This is a genomic window from Mesorhizobium sp. P2_E9 (assembly GCF_056403815.1).
The window spans coordinates 102292-124710 of record NZ_JBFUET010000012.1; the positions used below are offsets into that span (position 1 = coordinate 102292).

Sequence of the window (22419 nt, forward strand, 5' to 3'; positions counted from 1 at the left end):
GGCATCCTGGTTCTCGCGACGCCGACGAGCGTTCCTGCTGGCTAAAGTTGCGACTCGATCGGAAGGTAGCGGACCAGGGCGGCAAGGATGCGGCGGAAAATTCCCGCTTCTGGCTCGTGAAAATACCTTTGGGGCTTTCCTTCGTCGTACCCATGCCAGCGCAGAACATTGTTTTTCAGTTCGAGTCGATAGCTCGATTCAGGGGATATCTCTGATTGGAATCGCTGCCGCAGTTCAGCTACCAGTCTCTTGTCCTCGAACAGCACGCCCATTTCCGAGTTCAAGGATACAGACCGTGGATCGAAATTAAAGGAACCCACGAAACCCGTGTTCTCGTCAACGCTGAACGCCTTCGTGTGCAGACTGGCGCCCTTGGAACCAAATACCGAGATCGCCGGGTGCCGGCTGAAGGGCTGAAGTTCGAAAAGCTTGACGCCACTGCGCAGCAATCGCTTGCGGTAGTTTGCATAGGCGCCATGCACGGCTGCGACATCGGTCGCTGCCAAGGAATTGGTCAAGACCGCAACGTCCACGCCATCGCTGACCAGGTCGGACAAGATCGCGGAGCCTCTTTTCCCAGGAATGAAATACGGAGAGATGATCTCCACACGATTGCGCGCCGACTGAATGATGGGGAGCAGTTCCTTCGTCAGCCAGCTGCGCCGCCTCCAGCCGCGGACCTTTTCTGGAGGATCGGAAATGACTCGAACACGCTTCACCCAATGGACGTCGTTGCTGGCCGCGATGAGCTCCGCGATAGACCCTTGGTCGTCGATCAAAAGCTCTGACCCGGCTTCGGCATCGCTTGCCTCAAACAATCTGGCATGCCTGGTCGCAACGTCCGACCCCAGGGCGTCAATTGGTTTTGCTTCCTGGCACGCCCAGAAAGTCTCGAATATCTGGGAGGTTTGCCGCACAGCGGGGCCGAGGAGCAGCACGTCGAGGTCTCGGAAATTGGTTTGCGCGACATCAAAGTAGGCATCGCCAATGTTGCGCCCCCCAACGATGGCGATGCTGTCGTCGACGATCCACGCCTTGTTGTGCATCCTGCGTGTCAGCGCAAAAAGCCGCAGGAGAACCTCCCCACTACGCATGACGCCGCGTGCCCGGATGCCGCTCGGATTGAACAGCTTCAACTCGATGTTTGGATGGCTGTTCAACGCTGTGTATGCGCAATCGTTCTTGCGCGGATTGACGTCGTCGAGCAGCATCCGCACGTGCACGCCGCGCTCGGCGGCCCGGATAACCTCCCGCAGGAGCATGCGGCCAGTATGGTCGTCGTGCCAGAGGTAGTACATGAGATCAAGCGTGCGGACCGAGCTTCTGGCCGCCAGAACCCGTGCCACGAACGCCTTGTGGTTGTCGGAGACAAGCAGCAGGCCGCTTTTTCCCGCTTTAATGTTGTCGTCGGCTGTTCGTGTGACCGACACGTCCATGATCTGGTTGCCTTTGAATGGCGATCAAACCCGCCCCTGCTCAAAATCATAGCAAGAACATTTCAGGGATCATCTGGTTGCATGCGAGTGTCCGATATCGAGAGGTCCGAACGTGCGAAAAGTGCGTCGGCGTCCGGCTTGACGCCTGGCTGGTGGTCAGCGGTCCGTGCTTCATTCTTCTTTCCCGATTGTAAGCTGTCGATGTCCAAAGGACAGATCGCAAAGAAGTCTGCGTCGACCGGGAACCGACCGGCACATGCCAAGTTCTATCTGTCCGGGCTCGGCAGGCTGATCAGTAAGTTGGGTAATTCCATCCATTTTCGGATGCCGCTTCACTTGCCGGCGGAGTTTGGGTTGGGAAACCAGCGATGGCGGCCATTGCAGCGAGGCGGAAATGACAGCGAAAACCAGGTCTGCCACCATCAAGCCCTATGATGGACCGACCGGTGGCTGGGGCTCTGCCAAATCCGTGGCCGCGATCATCGCAAGAGAACACGTCCCGCTTAAAGGGCCGAAGCTCCTTTCGACCCAGAACAAGCCTGAAGGCTACATGTGTGTCAGTTGTGCCTGGGCAAAACCTTCCCAACCGCATCCGCTTGAATTCTGCGAGAACGGAGCAAAGGCAACAGCGTGGGAAATCACCTCTCGGCGGGCCGACCCTGCGTTCTTCACCAAACACACGCTGGCGGAGCTGGAACTGTGGCCTGATCATGATCTGGAGGAGCAGGGCCGGTTGACCAATCCCATGCGCTGGGATGCGGCTAGCGACAAGTATGTCCCGGTGACGTGGTCGGAAGCGTTTGCCGAGATCGGCAGGGAACTGCGCGCGCTCGATCCCCACCGGGTCGATCTCTACACCTCAGGGCGTGCGTCGCTTGAGACGAGCTACATGTACCAGTTGTTTGCGCGCATGTATGGCAGTAACAATCTGCCCGACAGTTCCAACATGTGCCACGAAAGCTCGTCGGTGGCGCTTCCTGAAAGCATCGGCGCCTCGGTCGGCACGGCAATCCTGTCGGATTTCGAAAACACCGACTGCATTTTCTACATTGCGCAGAACGTAGGGACGTCTTCGCCTCGCCTGCTGCACGACCTCCAGGACGCGGTGAACCGTGGCGTCAAGATCGTCACCTTCAATCTGCTTCGCGAACGCGGGCTCGAACGCTTCGTCAATCCGCAGTCCCCGGTCCAGATGCTCACCGGCAAGGAAACCCGGATCTCATCGGAGTACTATCAGGTCAACAATGGCGGCGATATCGCGGCTTTGTTCGGCGTCTGCAAGGCGCTGATCGATGCCGACGATGCTCTCAAGGCTTCTGGCACGAAACGTGTTGCCGGAAAAGACGACAAGCCGAAAGACCCTGACAACGCGGCAATGGTGGCTTTCGCAGCCTCCATGGCATCGGCCGACAAGAAGCACGTGCTCGATCATGATTTCATCAATGAGCATACCGCGGGGTTCGAGGAATTCGCCCAGGCCGCACGGGCACACCAGTGGCATGAGCTGGAGCGTGTCTCGGGGCTCAGCCGCGAGCAGATGATGCAGGCTGCGGCCACCTACGCCAAATCCGATGCCGTGATGATGGTGTACGGGATGGGCCTGACGCAACACCTCATGGGCGTCCAGAACGTCCATATGGTCTGCAATCTTGCGCTGCTGCGCGGCAATATCGGCAAGCCTGGCGCAAACATCTGTGCCGTTCGCGGTCACTCCAACGTGCAGGGACAACGGACGGTCGGTATCACCGAAAAGCCGGGGCTGGCGCCACTCGACAAGCTGTCTGAGCTCTACGGATTCGAACCACCGCGATGGACGGGCCGCTCGACGGTCGAGACGTGCGAAGCCATCATGAATGGCCAATCCCGCGCCTTTGTCAGCCTTGGCGGAAATTTCTTGAGAGCGGTGCCGGACACTGCCGCCATGGAAGAGGGATGGCGCAAATTGCGGCTGAGCGTGCAGATCGCAACCAAGCTCAACCGCAGCCATGTCCTGCACGGCGAGATCGCTTACCTCCTGCCCTGCCTCGGCCGCATCGAACTCGACCAGCAGGCGACAGGTCCGCAAGCCGTGTCGATGGAAAGCTCCATCGCCCATTTCCACGGCTCGCGCGGCAAGACGAAACCGGCAAGCACGGAGCTGCTGTCGGAGCCAGCCATCGTCGCCGGCATAGCCAAGGCCACGCTCGGCAAGACGAAGGTTCCATGGGACAACTGGGTCGGCAACTATGCCGAGATCCGGGACGCCATCGAGCGGACCTACCCGGAGACCTTCAAGGACTTCAACAAGCGGATGTTCAAGCCCGGCGGGTTTGCAAGACCGCTGCCGGCGCGCGAACGCAAGTGGGTGACAAAAAGCGGAAAGGCGAATTTCATCACGCCCGGCAAACTCTTTCCCGAATTCTCAACCGCTGGCAGGACCGACGTCCTGCATCTTGCGACACTGCGGTCGAACGATCAGTTCAACACCACGATCTATGGTTACAGCGACCGCTTTCGCGGCGTTGAAGGCACACGCCGCATTGTATTCCTGAATGGGGACGACATCGGCCGGCTGGGCTTCGTCGATGGCGAGACGGTCGATATGACCACCGCTATCGACGACGATATCGCACGCACGATTACCGGTTTGAAGATTGTTGCCTACAACATCCCGAAGGGCTGTTGCGGGGCATATTTTCCGGAAACCAACCCGCTCTTTCCACTAGCCCATCATGATCCAAAATCGAAGACGCCGTCATACAAACTTTTACCAGTCCGTCTTAGCCGATCACACCTGACACCAGTTGGTTGACACCAGAGGTACCGATCGCTTGGCAGAGAGGGTTTTGATAAATTCAAGGTTTGCCTTGGCGATGGCAGGGTTTCTGCTCCTCGCCAGCGGAGGTCTGTTTGGCTATTTGCGGCAGCCAAGAGAACTGCGCCTCGACCCGCCGGTTTCGTCTGATCTTGAGCGCCTCCGCCTCATGCCCAACGGCATCAGCGGAACACCGCCCGAGAGCTATTTCACACTCGGCAAGCCATATGAAGCCGACGCTTACAATCTGAGCCAGGGCAAGCGGCTCTATACCTGGTTCGGTTGCCCGGCATGTCACGGCGATGGCCGTGGCGGTGTCGGACCGTCTTTCCTTGATGGCTGGTGGCTTTATGGACCGGAGATGGTCTCCATCGTCGCGTCGATCCGTGACGGCCGCCCGCACGGCATGCCGGCTTTTCGCGACCGGATGACGATCGAGCAGGTCTGGCAGCTTGCGGGATATGTCCAGACGATCGGCTCCTATACGCCGAAGGTTGCGGCTCCCAGTCGCAACGACGACAAGCAAACCCGCCCGGCCGAGAATCGTGGCCCCGCGATAATCCTCTTCGATCAGGGGCCCGTAGGCGTCCACCCAGACCAGGGGCCGCCGCCGTGAGCACCCTGCGCGGCCTAATGGTGTCGATCATCGTCGTCGTGTCGGGCTGCAGCGGCAACCAATCCGCGCTTGATCCCCATGGCGCGCCGGCAATTCATGTCGAGCACCTGATCATCGGCATAGTCGCCGTGTGCACGGTGATATGGATTTTGGTGATGATCATGCTGGGCATGGCGCTTCTCAGGGAACGCCCTGCCGGACAGGAAGGCGCGGCATCCGAGAAGCGACTGACAACGACCGTGACTGCCGCGGTTGCGGTCACTGTTGTCATCATCGCCGGTCTGACGATCGCGAGTTTCCTGACCACCCGCAGCATCGGGGTTCCGGAAAGCGCCGCCCTAACGATCACGGTCAAGGGGCAGCAATGGTGGTGGCAAGTGTTCTATGGCAGTTCCGGCGAAACGCCCGGCTTTCAGACTGCCAATGAAATCCACATCCCAATTGGCGAGGATGTCCAACTTCGGCTTGAAAGCGCCGATGTCATCCATTCGTTCTGGGTGCCTAGCCTGGCCGGAAAGCAAGACCTCGTGCCAGGGCGATCCAACACCTTGCTTCTGCGGGCAGAAAAACCGGGCGTCTATCGGGGACAATGCGCGGAGTTCTGCGGTCTGCAGCACAGCCACATGGCGATCATGGTCATCGCTGAGGCGCGCGCGGACTATGAACGCTGGGCGGCGGCGCAACGTGCTGATGCGATGATGCCGGCGGATCCGGACGCAGCCGCAGGACGAGAAGCTTTCCTTGGGAAGCCCTGTGCCGCCTGCCACACGGTCCGGGGCACGGCCGCCAACGGCACGACAGGCCCCGATCTCACGCATATAGGCGGCCGGCAGACGATCGCCGCCGGACTGCTGGAAACCACGCGCGGCTCGTTGGCTGCCTGGATCGCCGATCCGCAGACGCTAAAGCCCGGCAACAACATGCCAATGGTCGCGCTGACCAGCGCCGAGCTTCAGAACATCTCCGCCTATATGGAGAGCCTGAAATGAGCGGCAGAGTCGGCAGCGAGTCGCGAGACACCGCCTTTACCGATGCGGAACTCAAGCATCGTCTCGCATCGGTCTGGTCAACACCGCCGGGCGTGTGGGGCGCCCTATCTACGGTCGATCACAAGATCATCGGGCGGCGCTACATCACCACGGCATTCGTATTCCTGGCGCTTGGCGGATTGCTGTCATTGCTGATGCGGCTGCAACTGGCGCAACCTGAAGCCCGGTTCATTGGTCCCGATCAATACAATCAGATTTTCACCATGCACGGCACCAACATGATGTTCCTCTTTGCCGTGCCCGTGATGCAGGCGATGGCCGTCTACCTCGTGCCTTTGATGGTGGGAACCCGGAACATCGCTTTCCCGCGCCTCAATGCGTTTTCCTACTGGATGTATCTCGCCGGCGGCTTGCTGTTGTGGATCGCCTTTCTGCTCGATACCGGACCGGATGTCGGTTGGTTCGCCTATGTCCCGCTCTCCGGCCCTCAATATGCGGCCGGGAAGCGAGCCGACATCTGGGCGCAGATGATCACCTTTACCGAAGTATCCGCGCTCGCCGTTGCCGTTGAGATCGTGGTGACGGTCTTCAAGCAACGCGCACCGGGGATGTCGCTCGACCGAATCCCGTTGTTCGTTTGGTCGATGCTGGTGACGTCCTTTCTCGTCATCCTGGCCATGCCTGCGATCATGATCGCCAGCACGGCGCTTATTCTCGATCGGCTGGTCGGCACACACTTCTTCAATCCGGCCGAAGGCGGCGACGTGTTGCTATGGCAGCACCTGTTCTGGTTCTTCGGCCACCCGGAAGTCTACATAATCTTCCTGCCGGCGGTGGGGATGGTGTCGACCATTGTCGCGACGTTCATGCGGCGGCGGGTGTTCGGCTATCTCAGCATGGTCATGGCGCTGATCGCCACGGGCATCCTGGCGTTCGGACTGTGGGTGCATCATATGTTCGTCGCCGGCCTGCCGCGGCTCGGGGAAAGCTTCTTCACCGCCTCCAGCATGGCGATCGCGGTTCCGGCTGGATTGCAGATATTCTGCTGGCTGGCGACGATGTGGGCCGGCAGGCCCATCTTCAAGACGCCGTTCCTGTTCGTCATCGGCTTCATGGTCATCTTCGTCCTTGGGGGCCTGACCGGCGTGATGGTGGCTTCGGTCCCTTTCGACACGCAGGTCCACGACACTTACTTCGTCGTCGCGCACTTTCATTACGTCCTGGTCGGCGGCGCGGTCTTTCCCTTGCTCGGCGCGATCTACTACTGGTTCCCGAAGTTTACGGGACGGATGATGAGCGAGGCCCTCGGACGGTGGGTGTTCGGCCTGATTTTCGCAGGATTCAACCTGACTTTTTTCCCGATGCATATTCTGGGCCTGCGCGGCATGCCGCGCCGCATCTACACCTACCAGCCGGAGATGCCATGGTCGGGACTCAACATGTTCATCAGCCTCAGCGCGGTCATCCTTGCCGCCGGTTTCCTTTTGTTTTTCATCGACGCGATACGCAGTGCCAGGTCCGGGGCAGCGGCGCCGGCCAACCCATGGGGAGCCTCGACGCTTGAATGGGCGACCTCGTCGCCGCCGCCGCCATACAATTTCGCCCGGCTGCTGGTCGTGGGCAGCCTTGAACCGCTGGTCGGCGACGCGAACGTGCCTGCCGTGGCTGTCGGCCTGCGCGTTGACCGTCGCGAACTGTTGATCACCAGCGTCGTCGAAGCGAACCCGCAAGCGCGTGAATCGTCGCAAGGAGATTCAATCTGGCCGCTATGGGCGGCGCTCGCGACCAGCGTGACGTTGATCTGGTCGATATTCACACCCTGGGCGGTTGTGTGGGGCTCGATCCCGGTAGCGGTCGCGCTCATAGGATGGTTCTGGCCAAAGGGCGTTGCGGAGGACGAGTCATGAAGGACAGCGCCGTACTCGACCTGACCGAGCTTCCGCCACACGGTCTCGGGACTGCAAGCCAAAGCTGGTGGGGAACGCTCGCCTTCATGCTCATTGAAGGAACAGGGTTTGCTCTTTCGATCATCGTCTATCTCTATCTCATGAGCCTGGCGCCGCATTGGCCCCTGGACGCCGCGCCGCCTGATCTGCTCGCCGGAACGACTTTGACCGCCCTCTTGGTGGCGAGCCTTGTTCCCAATGTCTTTCTCGCCCGCTGGGCGCGGAAGCAGGACCTGGTGAAGGTTCGTATCGGCCTGATCGTCATGTCCCTTCTGGGGATAGCACCGCTGATCCTGCGTGCCTTCGAGTTTCCGGCAATGCATATCATGTGGGACCAGAACGCCTATGGCTCGATCGTGTGGGTCATGCTCGGCCTGCACACGACGCATATCCTGACCGATCTGGTCGAGACGCTGGTGCTGACTTGCCTCATGTTTTCGCGGCACGGCGACAATCCGCGTCGCTACGGCGATGTCAGCGACAACACGATGTACTGGAACTTCGTCGTGGCAACGTGGTTGCCAATGTATGCCTGCCTCTATTGGGTTCCACGGCTTTGACCAGAAGTTGGCTTCGATACGCCGGACTGCTCGTAGCGCCCTTCGCCTGGGCGATCAGCACCCAGCTTGGCCAGATCACGCCCTACATCGAGTGCCGACAGACTGTTCCCTGGACCGCTGTCTTGAGCGGCACGCTTCTTATCGTGTCCGTCGCCGGCGTCGCTGCATCACGGCCCCGGTCAACGGGATTGGTCAAATCGAAGCGCTTTGTCGTCGATGCGGGTTTCCTGATCGCATTGGCGTTTGTCTTTGCGTTGTCGTTGCAGGGAGCGGCCGCAATGCTGCTCGACCCATGCCAGCGCTGATCCTCACCCTGACCTTCCTGATGCTCGCCACTCCAGCGACGGCGCATGGCGACGAGGCCCATGGTCCTGGCTTTCCCTGGACGTTTGACCCGTGGATCGTCGTGCCGCTTGCGATACTCGCTATACTGTACGGCGTCGGCGTCATCAGGTTGGCATGGCGAACCGGACGGCCCGGCGGCATGCTCATCCGCGCCTTGCTGTACTGCGCTGGCCTGCTGACATTGGCGGGGGCACTGCTTTCGCCACTTCACTGGCTGGGCGAACATCTTTTCACCTTCCACATGATCGAGCACGAGATCGTCATGGCCGTCTCGGCACCCTTGATCGTGTTTGCGCGGCCGGTTGGCGTGCTCTTGTGGGGATTACCCGGGGCAGCGCGTCAGGCAGTGGGGTCCGTGATGCGTTCACCTCTGGTACGTGGATCATGGAACTGGTGTACGGGCGCCACCAACGCAACCGTCATTCATGGCGTCGCAATATGGGCCTGGCACGTCCCGGTGTTTTTCGACGCGGCCGTGACCGACACGACAATGCATCGCCTTCAGCATCTCAGCTTCTTTGCAACGGCGATCTTCTTCTGGTGGGCGATTGTCTGGCGCAGCGATTACGGTTCGTCCGCCTGGCATCTGTTTGCAACCATGATCCACACGAGCGTCTTGGGCGCCTTGATGGCGCTTGCCCCGCGCGTGCTCTACGTTGCGCAAACCCAGGCCGCGATGGAATGGGGGCTGACGCCGCTGGAAGACCAGCAATTGGCCGGTATGATCATGTGGATCCCAGCCGGCACGATCTACGCGGCGGCGGCACTGACGATGCTGGCGCTCTGGATTCGCGGCTCGAGCGAAAGGAGGGCGCAAAATGCCTGACCTGCTTTGGTCTCCCGCTGGCCGCGCCGCCTTGATGGCCATTGCCCTCATCGTAGCACCGGCCGCTTTTGTCGCGGCCAATGTCGTGCGCGACAACCACACTCAGGCGGCTCTGGCCAAAACGATCACCGGCGGCGATCCTGTACGCGCTCCGGAAATCTTTCGCCGTTACGGCTGCTCCGGCTGCCACACAATTCCCGGCGTACCGGGAGCGGACGGCCAGACCGGTGCGCCGCTCACGGGACTGTCAAAGCGCGTGTACATAGCGGGGGTGCTGGAAAACAACTCCGACAACCTTGTAGCATGGATTGTTTCGCCCCGAAGCTTCTCCCCGCGCACGTCAATGCCGGAGAGCGGTATCTCGCAACAGGAAGCCAAAGACCTTGCAGCGTACCTCTACGCGCAATGAGCTTAGGGCGTTGTTCGGCTCACTCCGCATGGATTGCTTCAGGGATGCGGCGTCGCTATCGGCGGAAGCCCGTTGATGTAACGTGCAATCGCCTGGCGGTCGCTGTCGGGCAGCATTGCCGTGTTCGCCACGACATCGGCCATGGAGGACCCGACGCGACCGTGGTTAGGGGTCTCACCCGTTTTAAGCATGGTCGCGATGTCGTTCTCAGTCCATTCGCGCAACCTATCCTGGGTAATGTTCGGGACAAATCCCGTGCCCTGCGGATCGACGCCGCCGGCAAAGCGGGTTGACGGTTCGATGGCGCCAAAGGCGTTTCGGGTCGAATGGCACTCGGCGCAATGTGAGACAGACTCGACGAGATATGCACCTCGATCATGCACAGGGTCGCCGTCGAGACGAGCAACGGTTTTCCCTTGGCTGAAGAACAGCAGTTTCCAAATCCCGACGGACCGCCGGATGGTGAACAGGATCGCGGGGCTGTGCGGCGGCGCCCGCCCCGATACCTGGGGAAGCGTCCTCAGATAGGCGTAGAGATCCCTGACGTCCGTGGCCGTCATGCTCGTGAAGCTCGTAAAGGGAAAAGCAGGGTAATAGTGGTCACGCCTTGGCGAAACGCCGCCGATGAGCGCGTTCGCCAGATCAGTGACGCTCCATCTGCCGATGCCATCGACAGGGTTAGGCGAAATGTTGGGGGGCCGAAAGGTCCCGAATGGTGAAGAGAGCGCCATACCGCCGCCAAGCCTCAGGCGGTCGGGCTGCCCCGGTGTTGCGTGACAGGATGCGCAATCGCCCGCATTGAAGACAAGCTCACCGTGTGCGACATCGCCGGGGCCTGCAAATCGCTGGTCCTGATCCGAAAAAGGCGGCCGTGCCGCTGTCACATACCACAGGGCAGCGGCAGCGCCTGCTGCACAGAGAAAAACGACGAGCGCAAGTCTCCACACAGCACCCGGCATGACGCGGCGCAAGCTCCAGGAAGACGGCGCCTCGTCCTCGCCTTCCATTCCCGCCTTCATGTGAGAAAGTTGCTCGAGCGTGCATCGCAGCCGGGGCTGGAGCGGGTCAGAGATATCGAGTTGGTCCCAGGGAATGCGGTACAGACAATCGCGATGGCGCAGGCGCAGGAAGTCCAGCATCGCGATGCCGATCGCGGAGGTGGAGAGACGTTCGAAAGCAGCGTAGATGCCGACGTGGAATTCGGTGAGCACGAGGTCGTCACCGTCACGCTCCGCGCGTATCTCCTCTATGTGACCGACGCTTTTGCCGCGCAGCGACAGCACACGTCGACCGGCAAGTTGTTCGAGCTTGACGGTGGCCATCGTCAAGCTCCAGGGATGCGGCCGACGACGTGGTCGCGCAGCCAGTCCTGCCAATCGAAGATCGCCGTCTTGCGCACGTCGACGTCGACTTCGATATCGACGCCGACGTCGCGCACCTTGTCCCACGCGATGCGGTGCGGCTCGGCATGGCGTTCACCACCAAGCCTTGCGGCGAGCCATGCCATCCAGCGCCCGGGCCGCGCACCGAGGCGGCGCGCCAGCGCGATCGACCCCAGTTCGATCGCAACTATCCTGGGTGGCATGTCCGGCCTCACCTCGGCCACCAATCCGTCCACCTTGCCGATCTTGACCTGGTTGCGGTCAACGACCTGTTTGTCCAGTAGATCGCGCAGCAGATCCATCATGAACCTCCGAATATCTGCAAGGGAATGGTCACGACCGCAAGGACGAAACCGAGGGCGATGATGAAGATCACCGCAGCGTTCGAAATCATGCCGTTGCGGTGCTCGCCGACATAGCGCTTATCGTTGAGCAGGAAGAGAAACGGAACCACGGTCAGCGGCAGGCTGGCGGCCGTCACGGCCATGGAGAAGATGGTGAGCTTCAGCGGATCGAGGCCAAACGTGATCGGGATCGCGGCAAGCAGCAGCGACAGCGTATAGACGCCGCAGAAGGCTGGATCATCGCGTGGTTTGCGATCCTCGCCCCACGTCCATCCAAAACCTTGCGCGACGAGATATGCCTGCTGCAGCGCAATCTCGAGTGCCGCCCCAAAGCATGCTATGGCAAGCGAGGCAACGAACAGGACAAAGCCCCAGAAGCCGAATATCGGGATCAACATCAGCGGCAATTGGTGGTAGTCGTTGACCTGGTTTATGCCGTGCGCGCCGAGCACAAGCGCGGCCACGACCAGCACGCCGACCGAGATCGTGCCGCCGAAACTCATGCCGAGCCCCGCAATGGCCCGATTGGTGCCGAGATAGGTGTTGTCCCAGTGATCCTCGACGGCGCCCGAGGAATAGAACATGAAGAGGTAGGGCGATATCGACGCACCCAGAATGCTGACCGCCATGAACCAGTAGTTCGCCGCGTCATGGGCCGGCAGGCTGGGCAGCGCGCCACCGGCGACCTTTGTCCAATCCGGCTTAAGCATCACCGCGGCGACCACGAAGCAGAGCGTGACAAGCCCAAGCACGGACACACCCTTCTCGATGAAACCGAAAGTGCCTTTCCACAGCAGCAGCCACGTCAGGAACGCCACCGGCAGCGCCCACCATTGAAAGCCGATCCCGGTCGCAAATTCCGCCGCCAGCGAAACGCCGCCGATTTCCGCCGACATCACCATGAAGTTGACCAGCAAGGTGGCCAACAACGGCCACAGGAAGGCGTTGAAGCCGAACCGCTCGCGGATTCCGTCGGCGATCGTGTGGCCGCTGACGGCGGCGAAGCGGCCAGCCATCTCGACCAGGAAGATGATGCAGATGGTTCCGAGGAGAATTGCCCAGATCAGCCGAAAGCCGAAGGTCGCGCCGGCCTGCGCGGCCGTCGCCATCGATCCGACCTCAAGGAACCCGCCGACGCTGGTGACGATGCCAAGCGAGATTTCAAGCAGCTTCTTCACGGTTTCGGCGCGACTTGTCTGGCGTGAGCGGCAAGGTCGGTCGCGGCCGTCTTGAGCTCCTGTCGCGCCTCGCTCACCCGCAGTGGGTTGTCAGCCTCAACCCCGGCCTGAGCGTGCCGTGCCGCTGCCGACAGCCGACCGATCGCCGCCATGACCGCGCCCTCCGCGGAGCGTCGAGAAATGTCAGACTGCATCTTCCGACCGGCCTCGGTAAGGATCTCGGCAGTCGATTGCAACGTAGCCGATGCATAGTGGGAGGGGACGGCCCTAGTGGCCCAGGCGTCCAGCACCATGGTTGCCGTCTGCGAAGCCGACGCCGCGATTTTTGCCTGCTGTTCGGTAGGCTCAGCAGACGAACACGCGGCCAAGGCAAACATGATCGACAATAGGCGAAGACGGCAAAGCCGATCGTTGCCAGCCAGTCGCGCAGCTATCACCCGGCCAGCTGGATGTCGGGCGGACATCAGGGTTCCCGGACTGTGGATTTGGATTTGCAGGGAAAACGGAGCACATCGTGGGGCAACCGCCGATTTGACGTCCGGAAAGGATTGGGACCCGCCTGTTGCCCGCAGTGTGGCCCACGAGGGTGCAACTCCGTACTGCTTGACGCCGAAAGAGCGACCCCCTGCGCAAAAAGGCGTGCAAGTTCGGGGTGAAGTCCGTCACTTCGGCGCGCGGCCACATGGTGAAGAAATAAGAACAACTCCATTGCGAGTACTCTTCCACGGGTATTTGCAGTCGGCCGGCGCGACATCCCTTCGTCTCATCTGGTAAAGCTGCTGCGGTCGGAAGGTTCCGCAGAACTCATAAATTGCCCGACAGGGCGGAAGCTGAGCCAGCGGCTGGCGACAAGGTAGCATAACCTTCCGCGGGCGTGGCCCGCGAGCAGCGCCTAGCATGCCACGCCCACGCCGCGCATACCATTGGTCGGCGCCGGACCGTGGAGAGTGCACGAACGACCGCATCGATCGAGAGCAACCCGAGATACACAGGGGCGGACCTCCCGGTTTAGGGCGAAACCAAAAGCTGGCAGAGGCGGGCGATGCTTATGGGCGCAAGCGTTGCGTTAAGGCGATGCCGGCTGCGCCGGCGGCGTGCCCGGTTGATCACCACCGGTGCTCGACTGCGGTGTCGGGTTTTTATCAACCTTCGGATTCTGATCGACCGGCTCGCTATTCAAATTATCGGTCTTGGATTGCACAGGATCGGCTGATGCAGGGTCAGGGCTGAAGGCCGCTTTCGGCCGGCTGCTCTGCTCGGTCGCTGGGCTCTTGATAATCACGCCATATACTTCGGCAATGCCCCAAGCAACAACTGCCAGTAGCAGCGCCCCCAGCAGAACGCCGAGTACAGGCCGGCCCAAGCCGCCTTGGCGTGCCTCACGTTCGGGAATATTGTTCGGCATAAGGTGTACCTCGAGAAAAAGAGGAGTTGCCCGCAGCGACTATTCACATGACGCGGGCCGACCAAGATCGAGGGGTGATCTTGATCGGAGGCAGGGACCGGTCGGGGACCTGCCGCGTATGGCTCAACAGTCTGTGTCAACCGTTGTTCCGGTCTCGCGTCGATAATCTGATCGGCTCCGTCTCGGTACATCTGGAACCATTGCCGAGTGCCGGCGTTGCGTAGGGTTATCGAACTGCCAGGGGACCTAGGATTAATGCGTAGCGGTGTGGAGACAGAGGCCGGGGTTGGCCTTGCGCCAATGAATTATGAAGATTTTTTCGAGAACGGCGGCGTCGGATTGCATGTTGTCGATGAGACTGGTCAGATACTCCATGCCAACAAAGCCGAATTGTCCCTTCTGGGATACGAGGCTTCTGACTACATCGGCCACGACATCGCCAGCTTCCATGCCGACGATCACGCCATCAAAGACATCCTCGCCCGCCTGACACGAGGTGAGGCCGTGGAACGCTATCCGGCCAGGCTGCGTTCTCGCGACGGCTCCATCAAACATGTAGAAATCAGTTCAAGCGCCCGGTTCGAAAACGGTCAGTTCTTGCACACGCGGTGTTTCACCTTCGACGTCACCAGGACCAAGGCGGCCGAGCAGGCCATGAACCAAAACGAAGCCCGCTTCCACCAAATTCTCGATGCCTTACCGGTCGCGGTCTATACGACCGATGCGCGAGGGATCCTGACCTATTACAACAGTGCCGCAGCCGAACTGGCGGGCAGGGAGCCGAAGATCGGCGAGGACGAGTGGTGCGTCTCCTTCCGCCTGTTCACCGCCGAAGGTCAGTTGTTACCGCACGATCAGTGCCCGATGGCAATTACGCTCCGGGAAAACCGACCCGTCCGCAATGTCGAGGCCATTGCCCAGCGCCCAGACGGCAGCTTTTTTCCGTTCTTGCCCTTCCCGACACCGTTGAGGGACGAGTTCGGCAATCTGACTGGTGCCGTCAACATGCTCCTGGATCTCACGGACCGCAAAAGAGGAGAAGATGCCCTTCAACACCTCTCGGCGATCGTGGAGTCGTCATTCGATGCGATCGTCAGCAAAGATCTCGACGGCATCATCAAGAGCTGGAACAACGGCGCCGAGCGGCTCTTCGGCTACAGCCCCGCGGAAGCCGTCGGGCAACCTGTCACCATGTTGATTCCAACCGACCATCTGGATGAAGAGCCCAAGATACTTGCGCGCATCCGTAACGGCGAACGGGTTGAGAGTTTCGAGACCATCCGACAGCGCAAAAACGGAGACCAGGTGCCGGTCTCGTTGACCATCTCTCCCGTCCGCAATGCTACGGGACGGATCGTCGGCGCTTCCAAGATTGCGCGCGATATCACCGCCGCCAAGGAAAGCGAAAACCGCATTCGCATGTTAATGCGCGAGGTCAATCACCGGGTGAAGAACCAATATTCGGTGATCCTGTCGATGATCCGCGAGACCAACAAGCGGTCAGACAATCCCGATATGTTTGAAAAGCAGGTGCGCGAGCGGATCATGGCGCTGTCTAGATCGCACGATTTGCTGGTCTCGGCTGACTGGAAGGGCGCTACTATCTCCGAATTGCTCTTAGCCCAGGCGACCCCCTTCGGCCGAGAAGACGCAATCGCGATCGCAGGTCCCCCCATCACCCTCAGTCCCAATGCAGTGCAATACATCGGCATTGCTTTCCACGAACTGTGCACGAACTCCTCGAAGTATGGGGTGTTGTCCAGCCATGAGGGCACGATCACAGTATCATGGATCACAGTCGGAGAAAAAGGCCATCAAATGCTCAGACTGACGTGGGCAGAGCAGGGTGGCCCTGAGATCAACACGATCGGGAAAAATGGTTTCGGCAGCATCGTCCTGAGACGCGTCGCACCACAGGCGTTGAGCGGGAAAGCCGATCTGGAGTATGGCGCCAATACTGTGGTGTGGACACTCGAAGCCCCACTATCTTTCGCCAGAGCGTCCCTGTTTGATAAAGACGCAACTGACCCAACCGACATCAAGGCCTTTTGAGCGGTCAATCGCGCTGACGTCGGCCATCGGTGTCTTCGGCCTCGGCATTGTGCGATGGCTCGTTCGGCAACACCCTGGGCTTGGCGCTCGCCACGCCGTCGTTCTTTCGGCCGTGGCCGCCCTGCACATACTGGCCTTGGGCGTCCTTTTCCACCCGCTTTCTGCGTGGATCTTTGTCTTTGGTCACCGTTCATCCTCCGCTGCGATTTCGATAAGTGGTTGAAGGGACGTGGAGCAACGCAAAATAGCTACGCGCTGCGCTTCGGCAGAAGCCGCGCCTCCCGCAGGATCGACGCGCGGTCCAAGCCGACGAGGGAAACGATTTCTCATATCTGCGCCTCCGTCACACCCCATTCGCGTGCGAGCGCCGCGATGGCTTGCGCGTTTGATGCCCGGCGGCGATCTTCTCCGTTAGACACGGCCACATTCCTTCAGCTTGAGACAAACCCATCCGACAGGTGCTTGCTATCGGATGGGGTGTCTTCCTATAGCTTGACGCTCGCTTCCCGTGCCCACAGTCGCAATTTGCGGCACGCCTCGGTGTAGCTTTGCACGGCATCACCATCGGTCAGAGGAATGAGCCCTTCATCCCCAGTTGGCTCGACCCCAGCCTTCGTCAGGAGCGGCACCGCCCCGGTTGTGAAGCCGATGAATTTGCAATGGGCGAAAGCATCCGCCACGAAATCCCGGGCCGCCGATTCTCTGGTGAGCAATTCCGCCCCTTCTTCGGTGAGCAAGAGCGCCACGGCGTCGAACAGCACGGACGGCGCGCCGTCGATCATATGCTTGGCGATGATCTTGGTGCCGTCGTCAGCCTGCACCCCGCCTACCTTCAGGGCAATGACTTCCATCGTGGCCCCTTCTTTTTCGATCGCAGCCTGCAACCCTTTGAACAGGGCGGCGTCGATGCCGTTGCTCACCAATACCCCCACCTTGCGGCCCTCGAAACTGTCGGGGCCGTTTTCGACGATGCTTAACGCCGGCGACGGCTCCAGATCCTTTCGCGGCGCAATCGCTGCATCCGCCGCTTTCGGCAATTCTGTGATGCCGAGCTTGTCGGCGACGGTCGCCGCCAAGCCTTCGTCGATGTTGAGGAGATGGGCTATCATCCGCTCGCGAATGACCGGCGTTTCAACCTTGCTCAGCTCGAAGGTCAATGCCATCGCGATATGGCGCTGCTCGGTCGGCGTCTGGCTGTTGAAGAACTGGCTTGCCTGGCTGTAATGGTCGGCAAAGCTTTCGGGGCGCAGCCTGACTTTTTGTCCTTCCTCGCCGTCGGCGAACGAGCGGAAGCCGCGCTCCGGCGATTCACGGGGGCCCTCGCCGAACGAATTCGGTTGATAGTTGGCGCGACCAGTTGGGTTGCGCATCGCCATATGCCCGTCTTGCTGGAAATGATGGAATGGGCATTTCGGCGCATTGATAGGCAGATGAGTGAAATTGGGACTGCCCAAGCGCTTCAGCTGCGTGTCGAGATACGAAAAATTCCGGCCCTGCAGAAGCGGATCGTTGCTGAAGTCGATGCCCGGCGGCACATTCTGCGTCATGAACGCGACCTGTTCGGTCTCGGCAAAGAAGTTATCGGGCATACGGTCGAGGACGAGGCGGCCGACGGGGATCGGCGGTAAAAGCTCTTCCGGGATCAGCTTGGTCGGATCGAGCACATCGAAATCGAAGCTGTCGGCAAATTCCTGGTCGAAGAGTTGCAGGCACAACTCCCATTCCGGGAATGCCCCCGACTGGATTGCATTCCAGAGATCCCGGCGGTGGAAGTCCGGATCGGCGCCGTTGATCTTGACGGCCTCGTTCCAGACCACCGACTGCATGCCGAGCTTCGGCTTCCAGATGAACTTCACAAAGGTGGATTCGTCTGCGGCGTTCAGCATCCGGAAGGTGTGCACGCCAAACCCCTGCATGAAGCGGAACGAACGTGGAATCGCGCGGTCCGACATCACCCACATGATCATGTGCATGGATTCGGGCGTCAGGCTGATGAAATCCCAGAATGTATCGTGCGCAGACTGGGCCTGGGGGAAATCGCGATCGGGTTCCGGTTTGACCGAGTGAACGACATCGGGGAACTTGATCGCATCCTGGATGAAGAACACCGGAATATTGTTGCCGACGATGTCCCAGTTGCCTTCCTTCGTATAGAGCTTGACCGCGAAGCCGCGCACGTCGCGGGCAAGGTCGAACGACCCCTTGCTGCCGGCAACGGTCGAGAAGCGCACGAAGGCTGGCGTCTTCTCACCGGCCCGTTGGAAGATGTCGGCGCGCGTGTACTTGGCCAGCGATTCATACGTCTCGAAGAAGCCATGGGCACCGTAACCGCGTGCGTGAACGACGCGCTCGGGAATGCGCTCATGATCGAAGTGGAAAATCTTTTCGCGGAAGTGAAAGTCCTCAATGAGCGTCGGGCCGCGCGCACCGATCTTGAGGGTATTCTGGTCGTCAGCGATCGGGCCGCCCTGGGCGGTGGTCAGAATGTCGGTCTTGCCGTCGGCAACCTGATGCAGTTCTCCGCCCTCCCCCCGGACAAGGGTCTGGTCGTGAATCGTAGCCACGTTGGGATCGGTTGCTGCCTTGCGCGCCATGCGGCTCTCCTTTGGGCTTGCTTTGAAATAAGCTGCTCAGCAACCTGCGGAGTGGCTACTTGTTCCCCGGAACTATGAAGAAGGCTTTCTTTGATCAGGAAGTTCGCGATCGCCTTGAGCGCGGCGGTATTCGGCGTCCCCTTCACGCTTCGCCCAACTAAGGCGGAGCGCCTTTGCTCGGGCCTAGCCTGACCGGATTACACCAGGCTCCTCAGTTGAGGAGTCTGCGTCCGGCGAGGCAAGCTGCGCACTGTTTCGAGTGACATCGGCGGAACTTACCGTTGCGACGAGATACCCAGCCTCGTCATAGACCTTTGTGAGTGACCCGCATGAATAATCACCCGTGGGTGCAGCCGCCTTGAGGGCGGCATTTGCGAGTTCGGCTGCCTTTAAGTTGGCAAGATCAATGCTGGCCAACACCTCCGCCACTGTCGTGGTTTGATCGAACGCAGGGGTCTCGAAACGGAATTTGGGCATGGTCACCTCCTGTTCCCATGCAATGTTCGTCTCCGCGTTGCGTTCCAGGGAACGCTCTAACCCCAGGCCCGTTAAGCTGCATCAATCAGGAGATACAATCATGGCGACCAAACAAGGCAAGAAGGACAACCGCCTTTCGGAGAAGGAAGCGATGCATCTGGCGGAAACCACCGATGTTTCGCCGCGGCAAGCCAAGATTCTCGTCGAGAAACACGGCAGGGCAAAGGGCGAAAAGGAAGCAAAGAATTTCAAGGCGGAGGGTTGAGTTTGACACGCAGGATCGACACCGACCGCGACGCTCGCGCCACAAGAGTTGCTCTAGAGGTCATCAATGTTGAGCGCACCGAGCGCGAGGCGAAGACAGCCAAGTTGCGAGAAGAACGCTTGGCCTACGAAGCAGCCAATCCATCATTGAAGAGCAAGCCTTTAGCAAGCAAGGCGGCCAAGCGATCCGGGTGAACTGGGTTTGGCCAGCGCTCAAACAAAACGCGTGGCAACCAAGTTGCCTTGGCGAGCGGCGCGCTACCCGGATTGGACGCGTCTCTAGCGGTCGGCAAAAAGCCGTGTAATGGCTGACAAATTATTTGGAGCCCTTCGACCCGGCGTAGTCGCACGCCGCCAGCCGACGCAAAATTCAATCTGCAGATCTGTACGATATCGACACATCATTTGAGTGCTGAGCCTCCAAGCGTATCGTCATCTGGTTGCCGACGATATTGGGCTGCGGCACTTGGGCCTCTCAGGCCCCGAGGAGTACGATGGACGAGCTGGCCTCAACCCTTTCTGCTTATGACTTTGATATCCTGCACAAGGCCTTTAAGTCGGCCGTCCAGGACGGCCTTGTGGCCCCCTCACACAAGAAGGCCTTCGCTGTCCAGTTGCTGGCGTATCTCACAGGCATGACCGTCTTCGATCCAGACCTTATCGAGTGCCTCATCGGTGACGGTGACGTTAAGCAAGGGACGTGTTCGCAAACTCGGCATGACAGTACTGCGGCCATTCCTATGCGGAAATTTATTCACGCAGTCGAGGAACCTCGCTGAGAGTTGCAGATTTGACGCTGAGGCAAGCCAACTGCGGGGTTCGCCATTTTGCGCCACCAAACGAGCAGTGAACGCGGCTGTAAGCAAAGCCCAATGACGGGCGCTCATCAAAGGAACAAACCACATGGCAACGACCAAAGCATCATCCAAAGGTCTCAGCGACCTGTTTCATGACACACTCAAGGACATCTACTTCGCCGAGAAGAAGATCGTCGCGACCTTGCCGAAGATGGCAAAGGCGGCCCAAAGCCCTGAACTGAAGGCCGCATTTCAAAAACACCTCGGCGAAACGCAGGAACATGTCGCGCGCCTCGAATCCGTGTTCGAAGCGATCGGCAAGAAGCCTGCCGCCAAGACCTGTGCTGCCATCATGGGCATCACCGAAGAAGGCGCCGAAATCATGGAAGAATACAAAGGCAGCCCAGCTCTTGACGCCGGTCTCCTGGCCGCCGCGCAGGCGGTCGAGCACTATGAGATCTCGCGCTACGGGACCATGCGCACCTGGGCTTCCGAACTTGGGTTGACTGAAGCTGTCGACCTTTTGGACCTTACTCTTGCCGAAGAAAAGAAGACTGACCTCGCGCTCACAAAATTGGCTGAGTCGGCCGTCAACGTTGCGGCGGAAGCAGCGGAATAAATCGGGCCTGTGGGTCACGAGCCCTGGTCTTCGCCAGGGCTCAAATCTGGTCGATCGGCGCCAGCATTGCGCCAACGGGAGAGTAAGATGGGCTTTTTCGGAAAATTCTTCTCGGGCCTGGGACGCAAAACCCCGTCCGACAACAAGAAGAGCGGCGATATGCGCAAGGCCACCGGTGCCGGCCCCGCGATAGCCGCGCACTCCAAGGATGCCAAGACGTCAGCCGCGACCGGTCAGAATCCCGTGGCTGCAAGGAAGAAGTCCGATACTTGAATGGAGCGTCACGCTACGCGTGAGAGAATATCGCCATCGAGGTCGCACCTGGCCACTCCATAGCGCCAGCGATGGTTCGTTCCGGCACGGCGGCACTGGTAGAACAGCAGGAGCTGACGACCTTCGATCACAACCGTCGAATGCCCGTTTTCGCCGGGTTCGCCAGGTTCAAGCACCGGCCCAACGGTTTGATACGGACCCTCGATCCGATTGGCGACGGCGAAGAAGACGCGTTGACGGCTGCCGCGAGGCCCATCCGGCAGAAAGCACGTCGCATTCAAAAGGATACGGCCATCCGGGAGCTCGACCAGCTGTGCCCCTTCAATACCCCATTCGTAATCGGGGTGGTGCCGCGCATTGTGGTGAGGCAGATCGGCGTGGTCCAGTATCTTGCCAACTCGCTTCCATGGCCCGAACCACGAATCCGATTGGCTACGTGCCAGGTAGATATCGGGTTGCGGCACCCTCGTGAACTTCGGCATGCCTGAATAAACGATGTAGCGCTTGCCTCCGATGACAGCCGGATGCGGATCGTAGATCCCGTCTTCATCGGTTTCGGGCAGAGCGAGAATTGCCGAGCTCAAAACGACCCAGAGGAAGCCGTCGTTCGAGACGGCATGTTCGCAGCGACCGCCCGACTTCATGAATTCCGTCTGTATGAACATATGGAAGACGCCATCCTCGTGGATCACTCCAGGCGCAGCGACGCCCGATCCGCCGACCCCCAGCACGATTGCGTCATGCTCCGTCCAAGGGCCATAAAGGTCCGGGGCCGTGGCGTGAAGAATGCTCCAGGTTTCGCTGCTGACCGTGCCGCGTGACCCAAACATGTGCCAGAGCCGCCCATCAAACACGGGGCATGGATCCTTCACATCATCAACCGCAGTGGGCTGAAACAGAGGGAAGATGTTGGTTTCGAAGTTGATCGACATCGCTTTCACTCAATGGCGTCGACGGAGGTCCGTCAGCAAACCGAATCATTTCATCGATTGTTAACTTTGTAGCGCCGGATATTAACGCGCGATGAATGTGTCGGCACTGCGTGTGAGATCGCGCTACCACCGCAATCCGCTTGTCCGGATGTGCAGGCAGCCCGGCGCCACATTGAATTCC

Annotated in this window: 23 protein-coding genes; 14 read left to right on the plus strand and 9 right to left on the minus strand. The window is 59.9% G+C overall.

What is annotated here, in order from left to right; translation table 11 throughout:
• Positions 1 to 41: 41 nt before the first annotated feature.
• Positions 42 to 1436 (minus strand): phospholipase D-like domain-containing protein, encoded by a 1395-nt coding sequence (locus AC1D05_RS22095; protein ID WP_477443881.1) that lies wholly within the window; start codon positions 1434 to 1436, stop codon positions 42 to 44.
• A gap of 394 nt (positions 1437 to 1830) precedes the next feature.
• On the opposite strand from AC1D05_RS22095, the gene AC1D05_RS22100 reads away from it, so the two are divergent.
• From AC1D05_RS22100 to AC1D05_RS22135, 8 genes are all read left to right on the plus strand, one after another.
• Complete coding sequence (locus AC1D05_RS22100; RefSeq protein ID WP_477443882.1) at positions 1831 to 4227, plus strand: FdhF/YdeP family oxidoreductase; 2397 nt, start codon at positions 1831 to 1833, stop codon at positions 4225 to 4227.
• Between the two features lie 61 nt (positions 4228 to 4288).
• Positions 4289 to 4846 carry a c-type cytochrome gene (locus tag AC1D05_RS22105; protein ID WP_477443883.1) on the plus strand — a complete coding sequence of 186 codons (558 nt, stop codon included), beginning with the start codon at positions 4289 to 4291 and terminating at the stop codon, positions 4844 to 4846.
• Positions 4847 to 4863: 17 nt separating this feature from the next.
• A complete protein-coding gene (gene coxB, locus AC1D05_RS22110; RefSeq protein ID WP_477444017.1) occupies positions 4864 to 5835 on the plus strand; it encodes a cytochrome c oxidase subunit II in 972 nt (323 codons plus the stop codon).
• Complete coding sequence (gene ctaD / locus AC1D05_RS22115) at positions 5832 to 7742, plus strand: cytochrome c oxidase subunit I (protein WP_477443884.1); 1911 nt, start codon at positions 5832 to 5834, stop codon at positions 7740 to 7742. The genes coxB and ctaD overlap by 4 nt, the downstream gene beginning before the upstream one ends.
• A complete protein-coding gene (locus AC1D05_RS22120; RefSeq protein ID WP_477443885.1) occupies positions 7739 to 8341 on the plus strand; it encodes a cytochrome c oxidase subunit 3 in 603 nt (200 codons plus the stop codon). Before ctaD ends, AC1D05_RS22120 begins: the two co-directional genes overlap by 4 nt.
• 122 nt (positions 8342 to 8463) lie before the next feature.
• Positions 8464 to 8646: a hypothetical protein gene (locus tag AC1D05_RS22125; protein WP_477443886.1), complete on the plus strand. Its 183-nt coding sequence runs from the start codon at positions 8464 to 8466 to the stop codon at positions 8644 to 8646.
• On the plus strand, positions 8634 to 9512 hold the full coding sequence (locus AC1D05_RS22130) for a cytochrome c oxidase assembly protein (RefSeq protein WP_477443887.1): 879 nt from the start codon (positions 8634 to 8636) through the stop codon (positions 9510 to 9512). The genes AC1D05_RS22125 and AC1D05_RS22130 overlap by 13 nt, the downstream gene beginning before the upstream one ends.
• On the plus strand, positions 9505 to 9921 hold the full coding sequence (locus tag AC1D05_RS22135; protein ID WP_477443888.1) for a c-type cytochrome: 417 nt from the start codon (positions 9505 to 9507) through the stop codon (positions 9919 to 9921). The genes AC1D05_RS22130 and AC1D05_RS22135 overlap by 8 nt, the downstream gene beginning before the upstream one ends.
• A gap of 38 nt (positions 9922 to 9959) precedes the next feature.
• On the opposite strand, the gene AC1D05_RS22140 is transcribed toward AC1D05_RS22135, so the two are convergent.
• From AC1D05_RS22140 to AC1D05_RS22155, 4 genes are all read right to left on the minus strand, one after another.
• Complete coding sequence (locus AC1D05_RS22140) at positions 9960 to 10880, minus strand: c-type cytochrome (protein WP_477444018.1); 921 nt, start codon at positions 10878 to 10880, stop codon at positions 9960 to 9962.
• 365 nt (positions 10881 to 11245) lie between these two features.
• Entirely contained in the window at positions 11246 to 11605 is a 360-nt protein-coding gene (locus AC1D05_RS22145; RefSeq protein WP_477444019.1) for a hypothetical protein, read from the minus strand.
• Positions 11605 to 12825, minus strand: a complete 1221-nt coding sequence (locus AC1D05_RS22150) for an Nramp family divalent metal transporter (RefSeq protein WP_477443889.1) — start codon at positions 12823 to 12825, stop codon at positions 11605 to 11607. Before AC1D05_RS22150 ends, AC1D05_RS22145 begins: the two co-directional genes overlap by 1 nt.
• Positions 12826 to 13891: 1066 nt before the next feature.
• A complete protein-coding gene (locus tag AC1D05_RS22155) occupies positions 13892 to 14230 on the minus strand; it encodes a hypothetical protein (RefSeq protein ID WP_477443890.1) in 339 nt (112 codons plus the stop codon).
• Between the two features lie 300 nt (positions 14231 to 14530).
• On the opposite strand from AC1D05_RS22155, the gene AC1D05_RS22160 reads away from it, so the two are divergent.
• The gene (locus AC1D05_RS22160; RefSeq protein ID WP_477443891.1) at positions 14531 to 16282 is read left to right on the plus strand and encodes a PAS domain S-box protein; all 1752 of its coding nucleotides are present in this window, start codon (positions 14531 to 14533) and stop codon (positions 16280 to 16282) included.
• Between the two features lie 4 nt (positions 16283 to 16286).
• On the opposite strand, the gene AC1D05_RS22165 is transcribed toward AC1D05_RS22160, so the two are convergent.
• The 3 genes from AC1D05_RS22165 to AC1D05_RS22175 form a co-directional block, all read right to left on the minus strand.
• Complete coding sequence (locus AC1D05_RS22165; RefSeq protein ID WP_477443892.1) at positions 16287 to 16469, minus strand: hypothetical protein; 183 nt, start codon at positions 16467 to 16469, stop codon at positions 16287 to 16289.
• Between the two features lie 298 nt (positions 16470 to 16767).
• Complete coding sequence (katE, locus tag AC1D05_RS22170; RefSeq protein WP_477443893.1) at positions 16768 to 18876, minus strand: catalase; 2109 nt, start codon at positions 18874 to 18876, stop codon at positions 16768 to 16770.
• Positions 18877 to 19059: 183 nt separating this feature from the next.
• A complete protein-coding gene (locus AC1D05_RS22175) occupies positions 19060 to 19353 on the minus strand; it encodes a hypothetical protein (protein WP_477443894.1) in 294 nt (97 codons plus the stop codon).
• Positions 19354 to 19453: 100 nt separating this feature from the next.
• Here AC1D05_RS22175 and AC1D05_RS22180 point away from each other — a divergent pair, with 100 nt between their 5' ends.
• The 5 genes from AC1D05_RS22180 to AC1D05_RS22200 all read left to right on the plus strand — a co-directional run bounded on the left by AC1D05_RS22180 (position 19454) and on the right by AC1D05_RS22200 (position 21306).
• The gene (locus tag AC1D05_RS22180) at positions 19454 to 19618 is read left to right on the plus strand and encodes a hypothetical protein (RefSeq protein WP_477443895.1); all 165 of its coding nucleotides are present in this window, start codon (positions 19454 to 19456) and stop codon (positions 19616 to 19618) included.
• A gap of 2 nt (positions 19619 to 19620) precedes the next feature.
• A complete protein-coding gene (locus AC1D05_RS22185; protein ID WP_477443896.1) occupies positions 19621 to 19812 on the plus strand; it encodes a hypothetical protein in 192 nt (63 codons plus the stop codon).
• Between the two features lie 299 nt (positions 19813 to 20111).
• A complete protein-coding gene (locus AC1D05_RS22190) occupies positions 20112 to 20396 on the plus strand; it encodes a hypothetical protein (protein WP_477443897.1) in 285 nt (94 codons plus the stop codon).
• A 124-nt stretch (positions 20397 to 20520) separates the two neighbouring features.
• On the plus strand, positions 20521 to 21033 hold the full coding sequence (locus AC1D05_RS22195) for a YciE/YciF ferroxidase family protein (protein WP_477443898.1): 513 nt from the start codon (positions 20521 to 20523) through the stop codon (positions 21031 to 21033).
• 87 nt (positions 21034 to 21120) lie between these two features.
• On the plus strand, positions 21121 to 21306 hold the full coding sequence (locus AC1D05_RS22200) for a hypothetical protein (protein WP_477443899.1): 186 nt from the start codon (positions 21121 to 21123) through the stop codon (positions 21304 to 21306).
• Positions 21307 to 21314: 8 nt separating this feature from the next.
• On the opposite strand, the gene AC1D05_RS22205 is transcribed toward AC1D05_RS22200, so the two are convergent.
• Positions 21315 to 22238 carry a glycoside hydrolase family protein gene (locus AC1D05_RS22205; RefSeq protein WP_477443900.1) on the minus strand — a complete coding sequence of 308 codons (924 nt, stop codon included), beginning with the start codon at positions 22236 to 22238 and terminating at the stop codon, positions 21315 to 21317.
• Positions 22239 to 22419: the final 181 nt, after the last annotated feature.